Source organism: Craterilacuibacter sp. RT1T, assembly GCF_023502145.1.
In the GTDB taxonomy this organism is placed as follows: domain Bacteria; phylum Pseudomonadota; class Gammaproteobacteria; order Burkholderiales; family Chromobacteriaceae; genus Craterilacuibacter.
Genome location: NZ_JAMFLI010000002.1, coordinates 505,022 through 523,134, shown reverse-complemented (window position 1 = coordinate 523,134; position 18,113 = coordinate 505,022). Strand labels below are relative to the sequence as shown.

Here is an 18,113-nt window from a genome sequence, read left to right as displayed (position 1 = left end):
ATGTGAAACGCCCATGAATGGATGCAGACCCGAATGACAGAACCCGACATCCTGCTCGTCAGCCGCCCGGCACACGGCGTGGCCCTACTGACGCTCAATCGCCCGGATGCGACCAATGCCCTGAGCCTGCCCTTGCAGCACGCTTTGGCCGCGGCCTTTGCCCAACTGGCTGACGATGCGACCGTCCGCGCCATTGTGCTGACCGGTGGCGACAAGGTGTTTGCCGCCGGCGGCGATATCCGCTCGATGGCGGCGTGTGGCCCGGTCGAGATACTCAAGCGCCACACCGAGCGGCTGTGGGCGCCGATACAGCACTGCCCCAAACCGGTGATTGCCGCCATTTGCGGCTATGCCTATGGCGGCGGCTGCGAGCTGGCCATGCATTGCGACATCCTGATAGCCGGCGAAAGCGCACGCTTCTCGCAGCCGGAAATCCGCATCGGCATCATGCCCGGCATCGGCGGCACCCAACGCCTGGCGCGCGCCGTCGGCAAGAGCAATGCGATGAAAATGCTGCTGACCGGCAAGCCAGTTGGGGCAAAAGAAGCGCAGCGCATGGGGCTGGTCAGCGATGTAATGGCCGACGCCGAGGTCTTGCCTTACGCACTGGAAATGACGGCCACCATCGCCGCCATGCCGCCGCTGGCGGCACGCGAAATCAAGGAGTGTGTGTTGCTGGGGATGGATGCCCCGCTGGAAACCGCGCTGGCGCTGGAGCGCAAAGCCAACCAGACCCTGTTTGCCTCGCTGGACCAAAAAGAAGGCATGCAGGCTTTTATCGAAAAAAGACAGCCGAAATTTGATGGGCATTAGGCGTGGTCAGGGAATGGGGCGTTAGGGCGTAGAGAGTGGTGAGTGGTGAGTGGTGAGTGGGGAGTAAAAGCCTCTACTCCCTACTCCCTACTCCCTACTCCCTACTCCCTACTCCCTACTCCCCACTCCCCACTCCCCATGCCCGATGCCCAAACTCAAGGAGACACCATGTCCACCGAAAACAATCCGCAGGATTTCCGCCGTGCGCTGGGCGCATTCACCACCGGCGTCACCATCGTGACCACCTGTGATGCCGATGGCTCACCGGTGGGCATGACGGCCAACAGCTTCAATTCGGTATCGCTGGACCCGCCGCTGGTGCTGTGGAGCATCGCCAAGAGCGCCAAAAGCCTGCCGGCTTTCGCAGAGAGCGGCCACTGGACGGTACACATCCTGTCGGCCGAGCAAGAGGCGCTCTCCGACCGCTTTGCACGGCGCGGCGAAGACAAGTTTGCCGGGCTGCAAACCGAAACCGGCAGCAACGGCTGCCCTTTGCTCACCGATTGTGCCGCCCGCTTTCAGTGCAAAACCAGCTTTCAGTACGATGGCGGCGACCACCTGATTCTGGTGGGGGAAGTGACCGGCTTTGACAGCAGCGAGCGCACGCCCTTGGTGTTTCACGGCGGACGCTATGCGCTGGCCACCAAAAAAAGCGGCCCCTTGGGCCTGGCCGCGGCCGATGAGCCGCATAGCTTTTCCGAGGATTTTCTGGGTTATCTGGTCGGGCGCGCCCATTACCAGTTTCTGGGCAGCATACGCAGCGAACTGGAGACACAAGGCTTGTCCGACCCCGAATTCTTTACCCTGTCCACCTTATTGCAGCGCGGCGCGCAAAGCCGCGGCGCACTGGACGAACTGATGCGTCACAGCGGCTTTCCGGCCCAGTTTTCCCCGATCGAGCGCCTGTGTGCGCGCGAAATGATGCACGAAGAACAAGGTGAAACAGGCGGGCGCTATGCGCTGACCCGTAGCGGGCGTCAGGCAGTCTTGTTTGTGATTGCCGCGGCCAAGGCGCGCGAGGCGGATTTATTGGAAAAACTGGGGGACTGGGATGCGCGCGTCTTGAAAAACCTGCTCAAACAAATGATCGCGCTCACCGACCCGGGCTCGGTGGAAGTGTGGCAGGCGACGCAAACCCGGGTGGCCTGACCAGCCCTGTCGAGCCACCCAGGGCTTTCATGCGCAAAGACGCTGTTCCAGCAGAGTGTGGTGGAACAGCGGTGCTAGGCGCATGCTCAGCCCTCACTTTCAGCACCGGGTCGTCCACCAAAGTTTGATGCACTGAATGCGAACGCTTAGCGCTCACAGGGCGAGCCTTCTGGCCATGCCGGGACGGCAATTTCGCTGCATGTTTCCAGTTATGCGAGCCGGCCCCATAAACGTTCGTCTTGCTTATTCAGCTTGCAGTTGCGCTGACGGTGCAGCCACAGGTCTGTCGTGAGGTCCAGCGAGACATGCAGATACATGCCGCGCTGGACCTCATCATCCAACGGCCCTCCCCATCGATGCTCTACCCGTTGAAGTCCAGTTCGGTAGAAAAAACCACCGGCTCGGCACGCATGCGCTCCAGCATCCGCGCCCAGTGCGGTTCCAAAATCCCCTCCCAACCGACAGACTGCTTCTTTGCCAACCCGTACAGTTGCTGGCAGCAGGGCTGCAACGAGCATTTGAGCGAACTGGTGCGGCAATACTTCCCGAAAGGGAAGACCGAATTTACGAAAGTGACGCAGACGGAGCCGGACGAAGTCGAGCGCAAGTTGAATCATCGACCGAGAAAAGGCTTTGCTGGCATTCGCCAGCCAAGGTCTTCCACGGGGGCAAGCCCTTGAATTTACAGGCTTGCAGAGCGTTGCACTTACTTTTTGAATCCACCGAGTGTTGCACTTGGTTGTTGAGACTGCCCCTTCTTTAAATCTAGTTGGATGGTGCACTCGGCCACATGCTTGAACTTTCGGTTATCACCATACATAAAATACCAGTGAAGAATCACAAAACTATAATTAACTGGAATCCGCGCAATGTATGAATACTTAGCCGTTACGCCTGGATCCACATAAAAAAACTTGTACTGCTTTGGTAGAAATGAACCAGTGACAACCTCGTGTGGAAAGTTGACCTGCCCATTCCATCTCGGATCAGTATTAACCGGATCGTCGGCGCTTATGGCGAACATATTAAAGAAGAAATCATACATTCTGTGCTGAGTTTTTCCTTTATTTTCTACAGTTGCAACAATCTCTGCAATCCAGTAACCACCTTGGACTCCGATCAGTTTTATTTCAGCTGACGATTCTATGTTCGGATAACGCTCCTGTTGGCGGACATATTTTAAATACACCCACATGCCGCCAATTAGGATGGAAGTAGTAGTGACGAGTGATTGAAAAAGTTTAGCGATTTCATTCCAGTCTGCAATCAAATTCGACACGCGCTCTCCTAAAATAAAACGTCTCGCTGGTTAAAAAAGTAAGTGCAACAGTCAATAGTTAATTTTGTTCAATGGCTTACCACTTTTGAAGACCGCTGTCGGCGCTTGCCAGCCCAGTCGTTTTCGTGGCCGATGATTTAATTTGCGCTCGACTTCATTCATCGCCTTCTGGCTGACTTGGGTGAAGTCAGTTTTTCCCTTCGGGAAATATTGCCGCACCAAGCCATTCAAATTTTCGTTACAGCCACGCTGCCACGAACTGTATGGATCGGCAAAGTAGCAATCCGCCTTCAGCTTCTTCGCGATCTTCAGATGCCCGGCAAACTCCTTGCCATTGTCAAAGGTGATGCTCAGTACCTGATCACGATGCGGCCACAGCGCCTTGATAATCGCCTGCGTGACCACATTCTCCTCGCGCGTCGGTATCACGATCAGTTTGGCAAAGCCGCTGGCCCGCTCCACCAGACTGACGACCGCCCCTTTGTGGCCCGTGCCGATAATGGTATCCGCCTCCCAATCACCGATCCGATTGCGTAATTCCACATCGGCTGGCCGGTCATGAATCGAGCGTCGGTCGCGTAACTGGCCGCGCCGCTCTGGCTTGCCATAACGCTTTTTACGCTGCTTCTGGCAACGCAGATGCTTGTGCAGCAAGCCGCCGCCGACCTTGTCCTGCAGAATGCGCTGGTAGAGCCATTCGTGACTGACCGCGACCTCACTGCCACTAAATACGCCGCTAATCTGCTCCGGGCTCCAGCCCTCGGCTAGCAGTGGTACGCCGACTTCGTCAAACATCAGCCGCCAAGGCTGTCGGGCAACGCCCTTATTTTGCAGACGCTGTTGATACTTCTGCTGCGCCTCGGTGGCCCGGTAAGCGCCCCGCGCATTGCGATTACGCCGTAACTCGCGGCTGATGACGCTCTTGCAACGCTGGATCCTTCTGCCAATGACGCTTGGGCCACAACCTTCACCCGCCAACAGTTGAATCTGGTATCGTTCACCTTCGGTGAGGTGGTGGTAATTCATTCTTCGTGCTCCAGGCTGGCCGGCCAAAAGTCGGAGAAGTTATCTCATCTCACCGCCTTCTGTATACCGGTCGTCCTGTTGCACTTACTCCCTGAATCCGCCTCTTAAATAACTGACCTGTGCGGTTTCTGATATGGGTCCGGCAGAGTGATTGGTTAGGTTTCAACCTTAGCAGGATTTCCTTGACCAGATAGACATTTCTGACCTCATCGACGTCGTAACCCACCGCATGTGATGCGTCCCCCAGAAATTAGTTGCCGTCTGAAGTAAAATTTTCTCCAATCAGGATTGAAAGGAATTTTACGTGAAGACATCCCGCTTTTCAGACGGGCGGTCTAAAATACCAAATGCAACAGGATTAAATTTTAATGGCTTGTCGTGATTCAATCACAGCATCCAAGTGCTCAGTAAATACCTCGATCGGCATCTTGAGCCCAAGCACCGCACGAGGCCGCGTGTTTAGTCTGTGCGCGATAGCCGATGTGCTGGCCACGCACCGTTTTAATTCCGCCATTAATATTTATCAGACACTGGAGCATTACCTGAGGCTCTACAACCACCAGTTTCCGCAGAAAGTCTTTGAGCACGCAGCCCCAGTTCAGGCATTAAAACGTTGGCAAACAAAGTGCCCTGAATTATTCGTAAAACGCGTAACCAATCGTCCAGGACCTAACATATAGCCAAGTCTTACCTCCGCGAATCTAATATCTAGGTGGTCAGTTTTAAAAAAATGCAACATCAAAGGCCGGCTTCGCGCCGGCCTTGGTTTTTTAAACCTATCCACCCACTTACGCCAGCGGCGGGTAGTCGTTATATCCCTTGCTACCGGCGGTATAAAGCGTGGTGCGGTCAAAGCGGGCCAGAGGCAGGCCCAGTTGCAAACGCCGGGCAAGGTCCGGGTTGGCGATATAGTGGCGCGCAAACGACACCGCATCGCCCACGCCGGCGCTAACGGCAAGATCGGCGTCCGAGCCGCTAAAGCCGTCATTGAGAATGATGCCGCCGCCGCAAAAATGGCTGCGCGCCAGCTTGAAGGCGTCTATTTCGGCAACGGGCGCGCGCATCACATGCAGATAAGCCAGTTGCAGCGGGCTGATCGCCTGCATCAGTGCCAGATGCGAAGCTTCCGGGTCCGCGTCCGATGTATCGTTATAACGATTGCCGGGGTTCAGGCGCAGGCCGACACGCCCCGCGCCGATGGCTGCAGCCATCGCCTGCAGGCACTCGACGATAAAGCGGACACGGTTTTCTACGCTGCCGCCGTATTCATCGCTGCGCTGATTGGTGTCCGAGCATAGAAAGCTCATCGGCAAATAGCCGCTGGTGCCATGCAATTCAACCCCGTCAAAGCCGGCCTCGCGCGCGCGCTGTGCCGCAAGGCCATGCTCGGCAATCGTCTGGCGCACTTCTTCGCTCGTCAGCGCCTCGGGCACATCAAAAGGCTGCATGCCGGCGGCGTCGGTATGGATTTCGCCACGCGCGCCAATCGCCGAGGGTGCGACGGTACGCACGCCCTCGCCCTTGATGCGCCGGCTGCCGATGCGGCCGGCGTGCATGATTTGCAACACGATCTGTCCGCCTGCTTCATGTACGGCATCGGTCACCCGGCGCCAGGCGCGCACCTGTTCGGGCGTGGCGATGCCGGGTTGGCGGTTATAAGCCTGCCCTTCGGCCGATGGCCAACTGCCTTCGGCCACAATCAGGCCGGCCCCGGCGCGCTGGGCGTAATAGTCGACCATTTCCGGCGTTGCCAGTCCGGATGCATCGGCGCGGTTGCGCGTCATCGGCGCCATCACGATACGGTTTTTGAGCTTGAGTTCGCCCAGAACGAGCGGGTCGAATAATGTGGCCATGGCCCCTCCTTGCTATTTTGCCAGTGCGGCATGTGTTCTATTGGCTATCGGGATGGCGCACAGGGTTTAAGGCGGGCGGCGGCGATTTTGCCGCCGGCCCCGCCTTTCCCAATCACCTCAGCCGCCGTGCCAGACTCAGCGCACGCGTATTTTTGGCGCGGCAACGTCGCGGCGCATCGCCTTGAGAAAACCTTCCAGCGGTGCGGGTGCGGCGACTTCGGGCAGGCTGTCTTTGTCCGGCCGCTCGGCCCAGAAGCTTTGCCAGCTCGGGAAAATATCGTGGAAAGTGCCCGAATACGGCGCACGCCCCGGCCAGCGCATCTTCATATCACCGACCGGCGGCTGGTTCAGGTCGCTGGCGTACCAGTAGCACGGCAGGCGGCGCCGGAACAACCAGCGCCCGTTCACGCGCTCATAGTCGTCCCAGTACAGCATCTGCATGGTCACCCACTCGCGCCCGCACTCATGCTCGTTCTTCGAATACACCACGCCGATGGCGTGATCCGGATCGGTGAACTCGATAATGTGCTGGCCCACGTGATGCGAGGTGCCGGTGAACTGGTGGCGCAAGGTGTCATCGACCCAGGCTTTCAAATGCGCGCGGCCGGTTTTTTCGCGCCCGACACGGATGTCCGGCGCAAACAGGTTTACATGCGCATCCAGATCGCGCATGTCCAGCGATAGCGAATACTTGCCGGCCAGCTGGCGGATTTCTTCAATCGACTCCAGCCGGTCCAGACGTTCTTCCAGCGTTTCCCTGGGCATGTCCTACTCCAGCGCCGTAATCAGGTCGGCCGCGCGCCCGCCATCAACCGACAGGCAGGCACCGGTGACATAGCTGGCTTCGTCCGAGGCCAAAAACAGGATGGCGTTAGCCAGTTCAAGCGGCTGGCCGACGCGCTTCATCGGAATCAGCTTTTCGGTGCCGGCGCGGGTCTTGTCGTCGGACAGCATGCCGGCGGTGGCCGGGGTTTCGACGACCCCGGGAATCACCACATTGGCGCGCACGCCGCTGGCGGCGCCTTCGCTGGCCGTGGCGCGGGTGAAGTTGATCACCGCTGCCTTGGCCGCCGAATAGCCGGCCATCCACGCGGTGCCGAACAGGCCGCAAATCGATGCCAGATTGACGATGGCGCCGCCGCTGCCCTGCTCGCGAAAGATCTGCATCGCCGCGCGCGTCCCCCAGAATGTACCGTCCACTGTGGTAGTGAAATTGGAGCGCCATGCGGCGGTATCGGTGTCGGCAATACTGCCCCAGGAGTAAGCCATCGCGTTATTCACCACGATATCGAGCTTGCCGCCCCGTGTCGCCGCCTGGCGGATGGCGCCGGCAATGCTGGCCTCGTCGCTGACATCGGCCACGATGTAATCCGCCTTGCCGCCATGGGCGCGGATAGACTCGGCCACGGCCGCCAGCGGCGCTTCGCGCCGGCCGCAAATGAACACATACGCGCCTTCTTCGGCAAAGCGCTGCGCGGTGGCCGCGCCGATGCCGGAGCCGCCACCGGAAATGAATGCGACTTTGTTTTGCAGTCTGCCCGTCATCAACATCCCCTTATTTGAAGTAGCTGCCGCCATTGGCGACGATATCGGAACCGGTCAGCATGGCCGCGTCGTCAGAGGCGACAAAAGCAACGGTGCGGGCAATATCTTCCGGCTCGGCCATACGGCCCAGCGGAATGGCGGCCACCATGCTATTGATCCAGTCCTGGCCGACCGACTGCATAATCGGGGTATTGGTCGGGCCGGGCACCACGTTATTGACACGAATGCCGCGCGGGCCCAGTTCGCGCGCCAGCGAGCGGGTCATGCCGTGCAACGCGGCCTTGGAGGCGGCATAGTGCAAGCTGCCCTCGCCCGAGATGGCCGAGGTAGAGGAAATATTGACGATATTGCCCTTGCTGCCATGCTTGACCATCAGGCGTACCGCTTCGCGCGTGCAGTAGAAGGGGCCGTTCAGGTTGACGTTCATCACGCCCTGCCAGCCTTCGTCTTCCATATCGATAATCAGGTCGGGGTAAACCGTAGGCACTTCGCCCTTGGCCATCTGCTCGCCGCGCAGCGCCAGACGGGTGAGCAGCTTGTCAAAGCCGTCGTTCTTGCTGCTGCCGATGCCGGCATTATTGACCAGCACATCGAAGCGGCCGTAGCGGTGTTCCACCTCGGCAAACAGCGCAGCCACCGCCGCACTGTCGGCAATATTGACGCTACGGGCCATGCTGTTTTCCTGACCGGCAACCGTTTCTTCGGCCGCGGCCAGATTAATGTCGACCGCCACGACAGCCGCACCTTCGCTGGCCAACTGGCGCGCAATGGCCCGACCCATGCCCTGCCCTGCGCCGGTGACCAGCGCTACTTTGCCTGCAAACCTCATCGCTCTCTCCTCGCTGCTGGACCGTAGTCCCGATAAGGCCATGCTCGGCTTACCCATTCCGGTGGTCATCGTCCGCGAAGACTAGATCTGCCCACCTTGCACTACTGCATGGCAGCAATACCACAGGCCGCCCCGGCAAGTGCAAATGACATACAGGGAAACCGGAGCAGACCTTATTCTGAGCAAAAGCTCGACTCGTCCGATCAGACGATGAACGCAGCACGGCACGGCTTTAATTTCGATGCCAATCAGAAAGAGGGAGAGACAGATGAATGCATATGTCGGCCAGCTCGCCGTTTCGGCCATCGCCGCCCAACTGGAACGCCAACAACGCGCTTTTGTCGCCGAGGGTCATGTCGGTGCCGATATCCGTATCGATCGCCTGTCGCGGCTGGAGGCCATGCTGAAAAAGCATGCTCAAGCGCTGGCACAGGCACAGGATGCGGATTTCGGCGGCCGCCACCCCGGTTTCTCCATGCTCAACGATGTGCTGGCGCCCCTGGCCTCGGTCAAGCATTGCAAAAAAATGGCCGGCAAATGGATGAAAACCGAGCGCCGCGCCGGCCTGATCCCGTTTTCGCTCTTCGGCCAGAAAACCGAGCTGCGCTACCAGCCCAAGGGCGTGATCGGCATTATCGGCACCTGGAACGCGCCTGTTTTTACCCTGGTCAGCCCGCTGGCCTATGTGCTGGCCGCCGGCAACCGCGCCCTGATCAAACCCTCGGAAATCACCCCGCAAACCGCCCGCGCCTTTGCCATGGCGGTGGCCGAATTCTTTACCCCCGATGAAATCAGCGTCATCGAAGGCGGGCCGGAAACCGCCGATGCCATTTCGCGCCTGCCGCTGGACCATCTGGTTTTCACCGGCTCGACCGCCATCGGCAAGCTCGTCATGAAAAATGCCAGCGAAAATCTGGTACCGGTCACGCTGGAGCTGGGCGGCAAATCGCCGGTTGTCATCGGGCAAAGTGCCGACATCGCCCGCGCCGCGCTGCATATCGCGCTGGGCAAAGGCAATAACTCGGGGCAGATCTGCGTCTCTCCCGACACCATCTGGCTGCATGAGCGCCAGCTTGAAGATTTTATCAGCGCACTCAAAGCGGCCTTTGCCGCCCAGTTCCCGACCATCGCCGGCAACGCCGATGTCACCCAGGTTATCAATGCGCGCCACTATGCCCGTATTCAGGGCTATGTGGATGAAGCGCGGGCGGCCGCGACCCGTATCGAACTGTGTGGCGCACTGCCAGACGATGGTGGCCGCCGCCTGCCGATGGCCATCGTGGTCAACCCGGCGATGCATTTGCGCATTTCGCAGGAAGAAATTTTCGGCCCGGCGCTGATTGTGCGCAGCTATCGCGATATCAAAACCGTCGTCGCCGACATCAATGCCGGGCCACGCCCGCTGGCGCTGTATTACTTCGGCAAGGATGGCGCAGAAGAGCGCTACCTCCTCGAACACACCCTGTCCGGCGGCGTCGCCATCAACGAAGTGATGATGCATGCCGCACTGCAGGATGCGCCGTTTGGCGGTGTCGGCGCCTCCGGCATGGGTCACTACCATGGGCGCGAAGGCTTCAATCAGTTTTCCCACCTCAGAAGCGTGTACCGCGCCGGCTGGTTCGACCCGCGTCAAGCCATGGGCGTGCTGCCGCCTTACAAAAGCACCTTTCTTGCCACCGTCAAAAAATGGGTAGGCGCATGAAGCGCCCGGTCGTACTGATTACCGGAGCCAGCCGCGGCATAGGCAAGGCGACGGCACTGGCCTTTGCCCGCGCCGGCTGGCAAGTGGCCATCACCGCCCGAACCGTCAGCGAAGGCCAGACACACGCTTTTCAGGTGCCGACCCACAACGGGCAGCAGTTGCCCGGCAGCCTGGCAACGACACTGGCCGAATTGCAGGGCGCTGGCGCCGAGGCTTTGGCCATCCCTATGGATCTATTGGATCTTGCCTCCGTCGATGCCGCGCTGGATGCCGTCCTCGCCCGCTTCGGGCGCATCGATGCGCTGGTCAATAATGCGGTCTACCAAAGCCACCGGCTGAATGCGCCCTTTCTCGAACTTGACGCAGACGAATGGGCCCGCGTGCTGCAAGGCTATGTGGTCGCGCCCCACCATCTGACCAAGCGCGCCCTCAAGGTGATGCTGGCGCAAGGCCACGGCGTTATTGTCAATGTCAGCTCGGGGGCCGGCGAATCCGATCCGCCACTCGCAGCCTGCGACGGAGGCTGGGGCGTGGCCTATGGCGCCGGCAAGGCTGCGTTTTCCCGCATGGCCGGCGTCATCGCCACCGAGTTCGGCGGCCAGGGCATACGCGCCTACACCATCAACCCGGGCGTAGTCGCCACCGAAACCCTGCACGCCACGCTGGGCAAGAATGGTGAACTGGCGCGCAAGCTGGGTGCCAAGGCGCCCGAATTACCCGCCGCAGTCATCTTGTGGCTGGCCACCAGCGAAGCGGCCGCCTCATGGCAAAAGTGCACGATACCCGTTGCCGACTTTTCGCTGGACGGCGACACGCTGCATCTTCCCTCAGGACCCGCACGCCGCTCACGACCGGACAAGCGAGAAAGTACTGTATGCACCCTGTAGCCCCGACCAGTTGGCGCACCCACGGCACACTGGCGCTGCTCGCGCTGGCCTATGTGTTCAACTATATCGACCGACTGCTGATGTCCATCCTGATCGAACCGGTTAAGCTGGAGTTCGGCCTGTCGGACAGCGCCATCGGCCTGTTGTCCGGTCTGGCTTTCGGTCTTTTTTATGCCCTATCCAGCCTGCCTTTGGGACGACTGGCCGACCGCATCGGCCCCAAGCCGGTGATTGCCATCAGTTGTATCGCCTTCAGTGCCGCGACCTTGCTATGTGGTCTGGCCACCAGCTTTGCCATGCTGCTGCTATGCCGCATAGGTGTCGCCATCGCCGAAGCCGGCGGCATGGCACCCTCGGTAGCCTGGATTTCCTCGCTGTATCCGGCAGCCCAGCGCTCGCGGGCACTGGCCGGCTTTATGATGGGCCCCAGCCTTGGCGCCGTGCTCGGCCTGGCGCTGGGCGGCTGGATTGCCCACCACTATGGCTGGCGCACGACCTTTATCGTGATTGGCCTGCCCGGCATGATTCTGGGTTGCCTGCTGTTCGCCATCAAGACGCCACGCCTGCAACAGCAAAGCGCGCAAGCTAGGCAGGAGAAATGGCTGCCGACCCTGCGCGCACTGCTGGCCACACCCGGCTTTTTATGGATAGTCGCAACCGGTGCCATTGCCGCGACCTGCGGCTACGCCATCGGCACCTGGAACCCCAGCTTTCTGATCCGCTCGCATGGCCTCACCATGCAGCAAGCCGGCCTGCTGGCCGGCTTGGGCGGCGGCACCATGTCTTTTCTCGGCACACTGGCTTGCGGCTGGGCGACCGACCGCCTGATTCGGCGCGATGCCGGCTGGCAGCTGGGCACCGCGCTGCTGGGCACCCTGATCAGCATTCCCTTTGCCCTCGCCTACTTTTTGTGGCCGGCCGGTAGCGCCTTCCAGATTGGCAGCCTCGCCATCCCCACCGCCTTCTTGTTCAATCTGGGCTTTTCCTTTTTCGGCACCTGGTGGTCGGTGCCGTGCCTGGGTGCCATCAGCCACTTATTCCCGCCCGGGCGTACCGCACAGGCGACATCCATTTTCGTCATGGCCATGACCTTGCTCGGCATCGGTGCGGGCCCGCTGATCATTGGCACATTGAGTGATTTCTTCGCCGTCAGCCATGGCAGCGACGCCTTGCGTCTGGCGCTGGCCGGCTCGGTTTCCTTGCTACTGCTCGCCTGCGGCACGCTGGCCATGGCATTGCCACGCTACCGTCTGGCCCGGCGTCCACCAAACATGCTCGTTGCAGCCTGATCAGGAAAGACACCATGCACTTTATGCTGAACGATGAACAACTCATGATACGGGACACGGCCGCGCGCTTTCTGGCCGAGCAATCCACCAGCGCCGCCATACGCCGCGCCATGCAAAGCGAAACCGGCTACGACCCGGCACTGTGGCACACCCTGTCAGGCGAGATGGGCTGGAGCGCCATCCATATCCCCGAAGCCTATGGCGGACTGGGACTAGGCTATGTCGAACTGGCGCTGTTAATGGAGGAAATGGGGCGGCACCTGCTATGCAGCCCGTTTCACGCCAGCGTGGCTTTGGGGGCGAATGCCCTGCTGGTGGCCGGCAGCGAAGCGCAAAAGCAGCACTGGCTACCCGCTATGGCCAGCGGCGAGATCACGGCAACGCTGGCGCTGCCGGCTAAAGGTGGCCTGTGGCAGGCGGATGCCGTCACCGCCCGCTGGCAACAAGAGGGCGAGGCTTATGTGCTGGATGGCGTGCTGAACCATGTACCCAACGGCCACAGCGCCGGGCTGATTATTGTCGCGGCGCGCGAAGCAAAAGCAGGCGGCGGAACCGCCCTGTTTTTACTGCCGGCCAATACGCAAGGGCTTAGCCGCACGCGGCAAGCCAGCATGGATCAAACCCGGCCGCAGGCCGAAATCCGTCTGGACAAGGTCGTGCTCCCGCTGTCGGCACGCATGACGGGAGGGCACGCTGAACTGGCCACGCTGCTGGATCTGGCGGCCATTGCCATCGCTGCCGAACAGCTGGGGGTGGCGCAAGCCGCACTGGACAGCAGCGTCGCCTACAGCAAGGAGCGGCAGCAATTCGGCCGGGCAATTGCCGGCTATCAGGCGATCAAGCACCGCGCCGCCGACATGATGCTCAAGGCCGAGCTGGCCCGCTCCGCCGTTTATTACGCCGCTTGCCTTGCCCAGGAAACCCTATCCGCCAGCCAGCACAACACGGCTGAACTTGCGCAGGCGGCCAGCCTGGCCAAGGCCTATGCCTCTGAGGCCGCCTTTTATAATGCCGGCTGCGGCATCCAGCTATTTGGCGGCGTCGGCATTACCAGCGAATACGACATCCAGCTCTACTTCAAGCGCGCGCAAAGTACGGCCGCTTTTCTTGGCAGCCCCGCCTGGCACCGGGCCCGCATTGCCGCGCAACTACTGGACTGAGCAAGGAGCCTCTGCATGAACATGACTTTCAGCGCCGCCGACGAGGCCTTTCGCCGCGATGCCGCCAGCTGGCTGGCCGACAATCTGAGCGGTGAATTTGCCATTTTGAAACACCGTGGCGGCCCCGGCGACGAGCACAGCCTGATTAGCGAACGCAGGGCATGGGAGAAAAAACTCGCCGCCGCCGGCTGGAACTGCCTGGGCTGGGCCGCAGAACACGGCGGGCGCGATGCCAGTATCAGCCAGCAGGTGATTTTTGCCGAAGAATATGCGCGCGCCGGCGGCCCCGGCCGGCTTGGCCATATCGGCGAAGGTTTGGCCGGCCCCACCATCGCCGCTTTCGCCAGTCCCGCGCAGCAGGCGCGCTATCTGCCCGGCATCCGATCTACGAATGAACTGTGGTGCCAGGGCTATTCCGAGCCGGGCGCAGGCTCGGATCTGGCGGCGGTCAAGACGCGCGCGGTTCTGGGCGACGATGGCCAGTGGCGCATCAGCGGTCAAAAGGTATGGACATCGCTTGCCCATCTGGCCGACTGGTGCTTTGTGCTGGCGCGTACCGACCCGAACAGCCATGACCATAAGGGGCTGGGATTTTTCCTGGTCTCCATGCACCAGGCCGCAGTGACGGTGCGCCCGATCGAACAGCTCACCGGCAGCGCCGAATTCAACGAGGTCTTTTTTGACGAGGCGCTGGCCGCCGACCTTGTCGGCCAGCCGGGCGAAGGCTGGAAGATCGCGATGGCGCTGCTGGGTTTTGAACGCGGGGTGTCCACACTGGGGCAGCAGATGCAGTTTCGCAGCGAACTGGATGAAATCATCCGCATTGCCAAGGAAAATGGCGCGGCACAAGACCCGGACATCCGTAGCCGCATTGCCGAGGCGCATATGGGGCTGAGCGTGATGCGCTACAACGCGCTACGCATGCTCAGCGACAATGCCGGTGCCGATGAACAAAAAGCGGCACTGGTTTACAAGCTGCACTGGTCAAGCTGGCACCGCCACTTGGGCAAGCTGGCGATGGATGTACTGGGCACGGCATCCGAGTTATGCGAAGCCGCGCCCTATGCCCTGACCCGTTTGCAAGCGCTGTTTTTATTCAGCCGCGCCGACACCATTTACGGCGGCAGCAACCAGATCCAGCGCAACCTGATTGCCGAGCGTGCGCTGGGCATGCCCAAAGAAGCCAAGGGGCGCTAGCCTGCGCTTTACAACACAATGCTTTGCTTGTGTTCGGGCACCTCTACCCGCCAGCCGTAGCGGTGCTCGATATTGCGGCGCAGGGTATCGGCGGCTTCGGGTTCGCCATGCATCACGAAGGTGCGCATCGGGGGCGCGCTAAATGCCGATAGCCAGGCGAGAATCTCGTCGCCGTCGGCATGGGCGGACAAATGCTCCAGCGCCACCACTTCCGCCCGGATGGGCACATCCTCGCCGAACATGCGCACGCTATTGGCGCCGGCCACAATCAGCGCGCCACGGGTGCCGCCGGCCTGAAAGCCGGCAAACAGCAGGGTGTTTTTCTGGTCCGGCCCGAAGGCGGCAATATGGTGCAGCACGCGCCCGCCGGTGGCCATGCCGCTGCCGGCGATGATCACCGCCGGACGGGTGCTGCGGTTAAGCGCCTTGGACTCTTCCACCGTACGCACAAAGTGTACGCCGCGGCACATGGATTCGACCTCGGCTTCGGACAGGCGCAATTCTTCATGAAACTCATGAAACAGCGTGGTGACCGCGCCGGCCATCGGACTATTGAGATAGACGGGCACATCCGGAATGCGCCTGGCCTGCTTTAATCTGTACAGCAATAGCAACAGGGTTTGCGCCCGCTCTACGGCAAAAGACGGAATCACCACCACTCCGCCGCGATGCACGGTGCGGCTGACCACATCGGCTAGCAATGCCCCGGTGTCTTGTTGCGGGTGATGGCGGTTGCCATAGGTCGATTCGACAAACAGGATGTCGCACTGGCTGACCGTATCCGGCTTGAAGGTAATCGGATCGTTCGGCCGGCCTAAGTCGCCGGAAAACAGCAGGGTCTTGCCATCCACGCTCAGCTCGGCCATCGCCGCACCCAGAATATGGCCCGCCTGCCTGAGCGTCAGCACAAAGCCCGGCGCGATTTCGCGCGCCTCGCCCAGTGCCAGCGGCTGGAAGTGCTCATCCACCCGCTGGGCATCGGCTTCGGTATACAGTGCCAGGGCCGGGTGATGTTTGGAGTAGCCGCGCCGGTTGGCAAACTCGGCTTCCTCCTCCTGCAAGCGCCCGCTGTCGGCCAGCAAAATAGCCGCCAGCTTCACACTGGCGGGGGTGGTATGGATGGCGCCATGAAATCCGTCGCGCACCAGCGCCGGCAAATAGCCGCTGTGGTCGAGATGGGCATGGGTCAGCACCACAGCGTCTATCGTTGATGGCTGCACTTCGAACGGCTGCCAGTTGCGCAGCCGCAGCTGCTTGAAACCCTGAAACAAGCCGCAGTCGACCAGCACCCGGTGGCCGTCGTGCTCGATCAGCGTTTTACTGCCGGTCACCGTACCGGCCGCGCCCAGAAACGTGATTTTCATGCCTGTCTCCATCCGTTTGCCGCCGTGCGGCGATGCTTTGATGCGGTGAACGCCACGCTTTTCTGTCCGTACAACCTTAAGACAGAAGCAGCAGCCAACACCCAGACTTTCTTGTTTGTAGTCGAAGCCGGCACCGGCCGCCTGCGGCTATTTCGGCATCACGCAGCAGGATGAGTGACTTGGCTGCGCTAAGCTAAGTAAAATGCACAATCTATACGCATCAAACATGCTCTCGGAGACCGTATGAACTGGAGTCAAGAGCTTCTCAATAGCAGCCTGTGGCTGCTTAAGGCGTATTCCATCACGCTCGTTATTGCCCTGCTCGCCGGCTGGGCGCTGGTCCGTTTCAGTGGCTGGGGCAAGCAGTTCTGGCGCTTGAGCGGAGATTTTTTCTCCCTCCGCCACAATCCGCGCCCCACCTTGCTCTTGCTCGCCATCCTGTTCTTCACCCTGTTCGGGGTCAGGATGAGCGTGCTGTTTTCGCAGTGGTACAACCAGATGTACGCCTCCTTGCAAAAGCTGGATGAGCAGCTGTTCTGGGTGGCGATGTGGGGCTTTGCCGTGCTGGCCTCGGTGCATATCGTGCGCGCACTGACCTCGTTCTATCTGAACCAGGCATTCACCCTCCACTGGCGGCAATGGCTGAACGAGCGCCTGCTCGCGGGCTGGCTGGACAAACAGGCTTACTTTCGCAGCCAGTACTTAGCGACGCCGGCCGACAACCCCGACCAGCGTCTGCAACAGGATGTCACCAGCTTTGCCGCCATGTCTTTATCGCTCTCCATGGGGGTGATCGATGCTTTGGTGTCCACCATCGAGTTCACCATCATCCTGTGGGGTTTGTCCGGCGTACTCAATCTGTTCGGCACCGAGATCCCGCGCGGCATGGTATTCGTAGTCTACGTCTACGTGATTATCGCCACCGTGTTTGCCTTCAAGATAGGCCGGCCGCTGATCCGGCTGAACTTCCTCAATGAAAAACTGAATGCCGACTACCGTTATTCGCTGGTGCGTTTGCGCGAATATGGTGAAAGCGTGGCGTTTTACCGCGGCGAAGGCGTAGAGGGCGACAAGCTCAGGTCGCGCTTCTCCGGCATTATCGGCAACGCCTGGGCCATTGTTTACCGCTCGCTCAAATTCCAGGGTTTCAACTTTATCGTCAGCCAGACTGCCGCCGTGTTTCCGTTCATTATTCAGGCGCAGCGCTTCTTCTCCAAACAGATCACGCTGGGCGATATGGTGCAAACGGCGCAGGCCTTTGGCCAGCTGCAGGATAATTTGTCCTTTTTCCGCAGTGCCTACGACGACTTTGCCGGCTACCGTGCCGTGCTTGACCGTCTGACCGGTTTTGTCGATGCCATCGAGCAGGCCGACAATCTGCCCAGCCCGCAGATCAGCACCCGCGGCAAGCTGCTGGCGCTCAGTGCGCTCAATATCCACACGCCGCAAGGACGCACCTTGCTTAGCGATGCCACTTTAAGCATCAAGCCGGGCGAGCCCTTGCTGATACGCGGGCGTTCGGGCAGCGGCAAGACCACCTTGCTGCGCGCCATCGCCGGGCTGTGGCCATATTGCGAGGGACACATCACCCGCCCCGAGGGTCGCTCCATTTTCCTGTCGCAAAAGCCTTACCTGCCGCAAGGCACGCTGCGCGATGCGCTGTATTACCCCAGCGCGGCCGAAGCGGGCGATGAGGCAGCCAAAATACTGGCGCTGGTTCAATTAGGGCACTTAAGCAGCCGGCTGGACGAAAGCGAAGAGTGGGCGCATATCCTGTCGCTAGGCGAACAGCAACGGCTGGCGTTTGGCCGTCTATTGCTGGCCAAACCGCAGTCGGCCTTCCTGGACGAGGCCACCAGTGCGATGGACGAGGGGCTGGAACACACCATGTATGCGCTGGTACGCGAGCGTCTGCCGCAAACCGTGCTGATCAGCGTCGGTCACCGCAGCACCCTGAATAGCCACCACAGCCACCAGCTGGAACTATTGGGTGAAGGACGCTGGCAGCTGGCTTGAGCTT

The 18,113-nt window shown here is 60.4% G+C and carries 16 protein-coding genes and 1 pseudogene; 9 read left to right on the top strand and 8 right to left on the bottom strand.

Going from position 1 to position 18,113, the window contains the following annotated elements; translation table 11 throughout:
- Window positions 1-33 precede the first annotated feature (33 nt).
- The 3 genes from M3P88_RS06310 (at window position 34) to M3P88_RS16070 (ending at window position 2,642) form a co-directional block, all read left to right on the top strand.
- Window positions 34-813 (top strand): enoyl-CoA hydratase-related protein, encoded by a 780-nt coding sequence (locus M3P88_RS06310; protein WP_249615190.1) that lies wholly within the window; start codon window positions 34-36, stop codon window positions 811-813.
- A 168-nt stretch (window positions 814-981) separates the two neighbouring features.
- Window positions 982-1,962, top strand: coding sequence for a flavin reductase (locus M3P88_RS06305; RefSeq protein ID WP_249615189.1), 981 nt, complete (start codon window positions 982-984; stop codon window positions 1,960-1,962).
- Between the two features lie 239 nt (window positions 1,963-2,201).
- Entirely contained in the window at window positions 2,202-2,642 is a 441-nt protein-coding gene (locus M3P88_RS16070; protein WP_502798945.1) for a hypothetical protein, read from the top strand.
- A gap of 26 nt (window positions 2,643-2,668) precedes the next feature.
- On the opposite strand, the gene M3P88_RS06295 is transcribed toward M3P88_RS16070, so the two are convergent.
- From M3P88_RS06295 to M3P88_RS06270, 7 genes and pseudogenes are all read right to left on the bottom strand, one after another.
- Complete coding sequence (locus tag M3P88_RS06295; protein WP_249615188.1) at window positions 2,669-3,241, bottom strand: hypothetical protein; 573 nt, start codon at window positions 3,239-3,241, stop codon at window positions 2,669-2,671.
- A gap of 51 nt (window positions 3,242-3,292) precedes the next feature.
- Window positions 3,293-4,267: an IS30 family transposase gene (locus tag M3P88_RS06290; protein WP_249615187.1), complete on the bottom strand. Its 975-nt coding sequence runs from the start codon at window positions 4,265-4,267 to the stop codon at window positions 3,293-3,295.
- Window positions 4,268-4,625: 358 nt separating this feature from the next.
- Window positions 4,626-4,745 (bottom strand): annotated as a pseudogene (locus M3P88_RS16065) (IS30 family transposase); the annotation flags it as partial.
- Between the two features lie 310 nt (window positions 4,746-5,055).
- Window positions 5,056-6,120: an alkene reductase gene (locus tag M3P88_RS06285; protein ID WP_249615186.1), complete on the bottom strand. Its 1,065-nt coding sequence runs from the start codon at window positions 6,118-6,120 to the stop codon at window positions 5,056-5,058.
- Window positions 6,121-6,255: 135 nt separating this feature from the next.
- Window positions 6,256-6,885, bottom strand: coding sequence for a nuclear transport factor 2 family protein (locus M3P88_RS06280; protein ID WP_249615185.1), 630 nt, complete (start codon window positions 6,883-6,885; stop codon window positions 6,256-6,258).
- A gap of 3 nt (window positions 6,886-6,888) precedes the next feature.
- Window positions 6,889-7,665 (bottom strand): SDR family NAD(P)-dependent oxidoreductase, encoded by a 777-nt coding sequence (locus M3P88_RS06275; protein WP_249615184.1) that lies wholly within the window; start codon window positions 7,663-7,665, stop codon window positions 6,889-6,891.
- A gap of 10 nt (window positions 7,666-7,675) precedes the next feature.
- The gene (locus M3P88_RS06270) at window positions 7,676-8,494 is read right to left on the bottom strand and encodes an SDR family NAD(P)-dependent oxidoreductase (RefSeq protein WP_249615183.1); all 819 of its coding nucleotides are present in this window, start codon (window positions 8,492-8,494) and stop codon (window positions 7,676-7,678) included.
- A 268-nt stretch (window positions 8,495-8,762) separates the two neighbouring features.
- Here M3P88_RS06270 and M3P88_RS06265 point away from each other — a divergent pair, with 268 nt between their 5' ends.
- From M3P88_RS06265 to M3P88_RS06245, 5 genes are read left to right on the top strand one after another with little or no spacing between them, the layout of a single operon-like run.
- A complete protein-coding gene (locus tag M3P88_RS06265; protein WP_249615182.1) occupies window positions 8,763-10,196 on the top strand; it encodes an aldehyde dehydrogenase family protein in 1,434 nt (477 codons plus the stop codon).
- Window positions 10,193-11,083: an SDR family NAD(P)-dependent oxidoreductase gene (locus tag M3P88_RS06260; protein ID WP_249615181.1), complete on the top strand. Its 891-nt coding sequence runs from the start codon at window positions 10,193-10,195 to the stop codon at window positions 11,081-11,083. Before M3P88_RS06265 ends, M3P88_RS06260 begins: the two co-directional genes overlap by 4 nt.
- Window positions 11,071-12,372, top strand: a complete 1,302-nt coding sequence (locus M3P88_RS06255) for a spinster family MFS transporter (RefSeq protein ID WP_249615180.1) — start codon at window positions 11,071-11,073, stop codon at window positions 12,370-12,372. Before M3P88_RS06260 ends, M3P88_RS06255 begins: the two co-directional genes overlap by 13 nt.
- Window positions 12,373-12,386: 14 nt before the next feature.
- Window positions 12,387-13,532 carry an acyl-CoA dehydrogenase family protein gene (locus tag M3P88_RS06250; protein WP_249615179.1) on the top strand — a complete coding sequence of 382 codons (1,146 nt, stop codon included), beginning with the start codon at window positions 12,387-12,389 and terminating at the stop codon, window positions 13,530-13,532.
- 15 nt (window positions 13,533-13,547) lie between these two features.
- On the top strand, window positions 13,548-14,729 hold the full coding sequence (locus tag M3P88_RS06245; RefSeq protein ID WP_249615178.1) for an acyl-CoA dehydrogenase family protein: 1,182 nt from the start codon (window positions 13,548-13,550) through the stop codon (window positions 14,727-14,729).
- 8 nt (window positions 14,730-14,737) lie between these two features.
- Here M3P88_RS06245 and M3P88_RS06240 read toward each other — a convergent pair whose 3' ends face one another.
- Window positions 14,738-16,093 (bottom strand): MBL fold metallo-hydrolase RNA specificity domain-containing protein, encoded by a 1,356-nt coding sequence (locus M3P88_RS06240; RefSeq protein WP_249615177.1) that lies wholly within the window; start codon window positions 16,091-16,093, stop codon window positions 14,738-14,740.
- A 243-nt stretch (window positions 16,094-16,336) separates the two neighbouring features.
- On the opposite strand from M3P88_RS06240, the gene M3P88_RS06235 reads away from it, so the two are divergent.
- Window positions 16,337-18,109 carry an ABC transporter ATP-binding protein/permease gene (locus M3P88_RS06235; RefSeq protein ID WP_249615176.1) on the top strand — a complete coding sequence of 591 codons (1,773 nt, stop codon included), beginning with the start codon at window positions 16,337-16,339 and terminating at the stop codon, window positions 18,107-18,109.
- The last annotated feature ends 4 nt before the right edge of the window (window positions 18,110-18,113 follow it).

Bases quoted from the DNA above. Each gene is read 5' to 3' on its own strand.
- M3P88_RS06280 (WP_249615185.1), bottom strand. From the start codon at position 6,885: ATGCCCAGGGAAACGCTGGAAGAACGTCTGGACCGGCTGGAGTCGATT.
- M3P88_RS06245 (WP_249615178.1), top strand. From the start codon at position 13,548: ATGAACATGACTTTCAGCGCCGCCGACGAGGCCTTTCGCCGCGATGCC.
- M3P88_RS06250 (WP_249615179.1), top strand. From the start codon at position 12,387: ATGCACTTTATGCTGAACGATGAACAACTCATGATACGGGACACGGCC.
- M3P88_RS06240 (WP_249615177.1), bottom strand. From the start codon at position 16,093: ATGAAAATCACGTTTCTGGGCGCGGCCGGTACGGTGACCGGCAGTAAA.
- M3P88_RS06235 (WP_249615176.1), top strand. From the start codon at position 16,337: ATGAACTGGAGTCAAGAGCTTCTCAATAGCAGCCTGTGGCTGCTTAAG.
- M3P88_RS06255 (WP_249615180.1), top strand. From the start codon at position 11,071: ATGCACCCTGTAGCCCCGACCAGTTGGCGCACCCACGGCACACTGGCG.
- M3P88_RS06275 (WP_249615184.1), bottom strand. From the start codon at position 7,665: ATGACGGGCAGACTGCAAAACAAAGTCGCATTCATTTCCGGTGGCGGC.
- M3P88_RS06270 (WP_249615183.1), bottom strand. From the start codon at position 8,494: ATGAGGTTTGCAGGCAAAGTAGCGCTGGTCACCGGCGCAGGGCAGGGC.
- M3P88_RS06285 (WP_249615186.1), bottom strand. From the start codon at position 6,120: ATGGCCACATTATTCGACCCGCTCGTTCTGGGCGAACTCAAGCTCAAA.
- M3P88_RS06310 (WP_249615190.1), top strand. From the start codon at position 34: ATGACAGAACCCGACATCCTGCTCGTCAGCCGCCCGGCACACGGCGTG.
- M3P88_RS06305 (WP_249615189.1), top strand. From the start codon at position 982: ATGTCCACCGAAAACAATCCGCAGGATTTCCGCCGTGCGCTGGGCGCA.
- M3P88_RS06265 (WP_249615182.1), top strand. From the start codon at position 8,763: ATGAATGCATATGTCGGCCAGCTCGCCGTTTCGGCCATCGCCGCCCAA.
- M3P88_RS06260 (WP_249615181.1), top strand. From the start codon at position 10,193: ATGAAGCGCCCGGTCGTACTGATTACCGGAGCCAGCCGCGGCATAGGC.
- M3P88_RS06290 (WP_249615187.1), bottom strand. From the start codon at position 4,267: ATGAATTACCACCACCTCACCGAAGGTGAACGATACCAGATTCAACTG.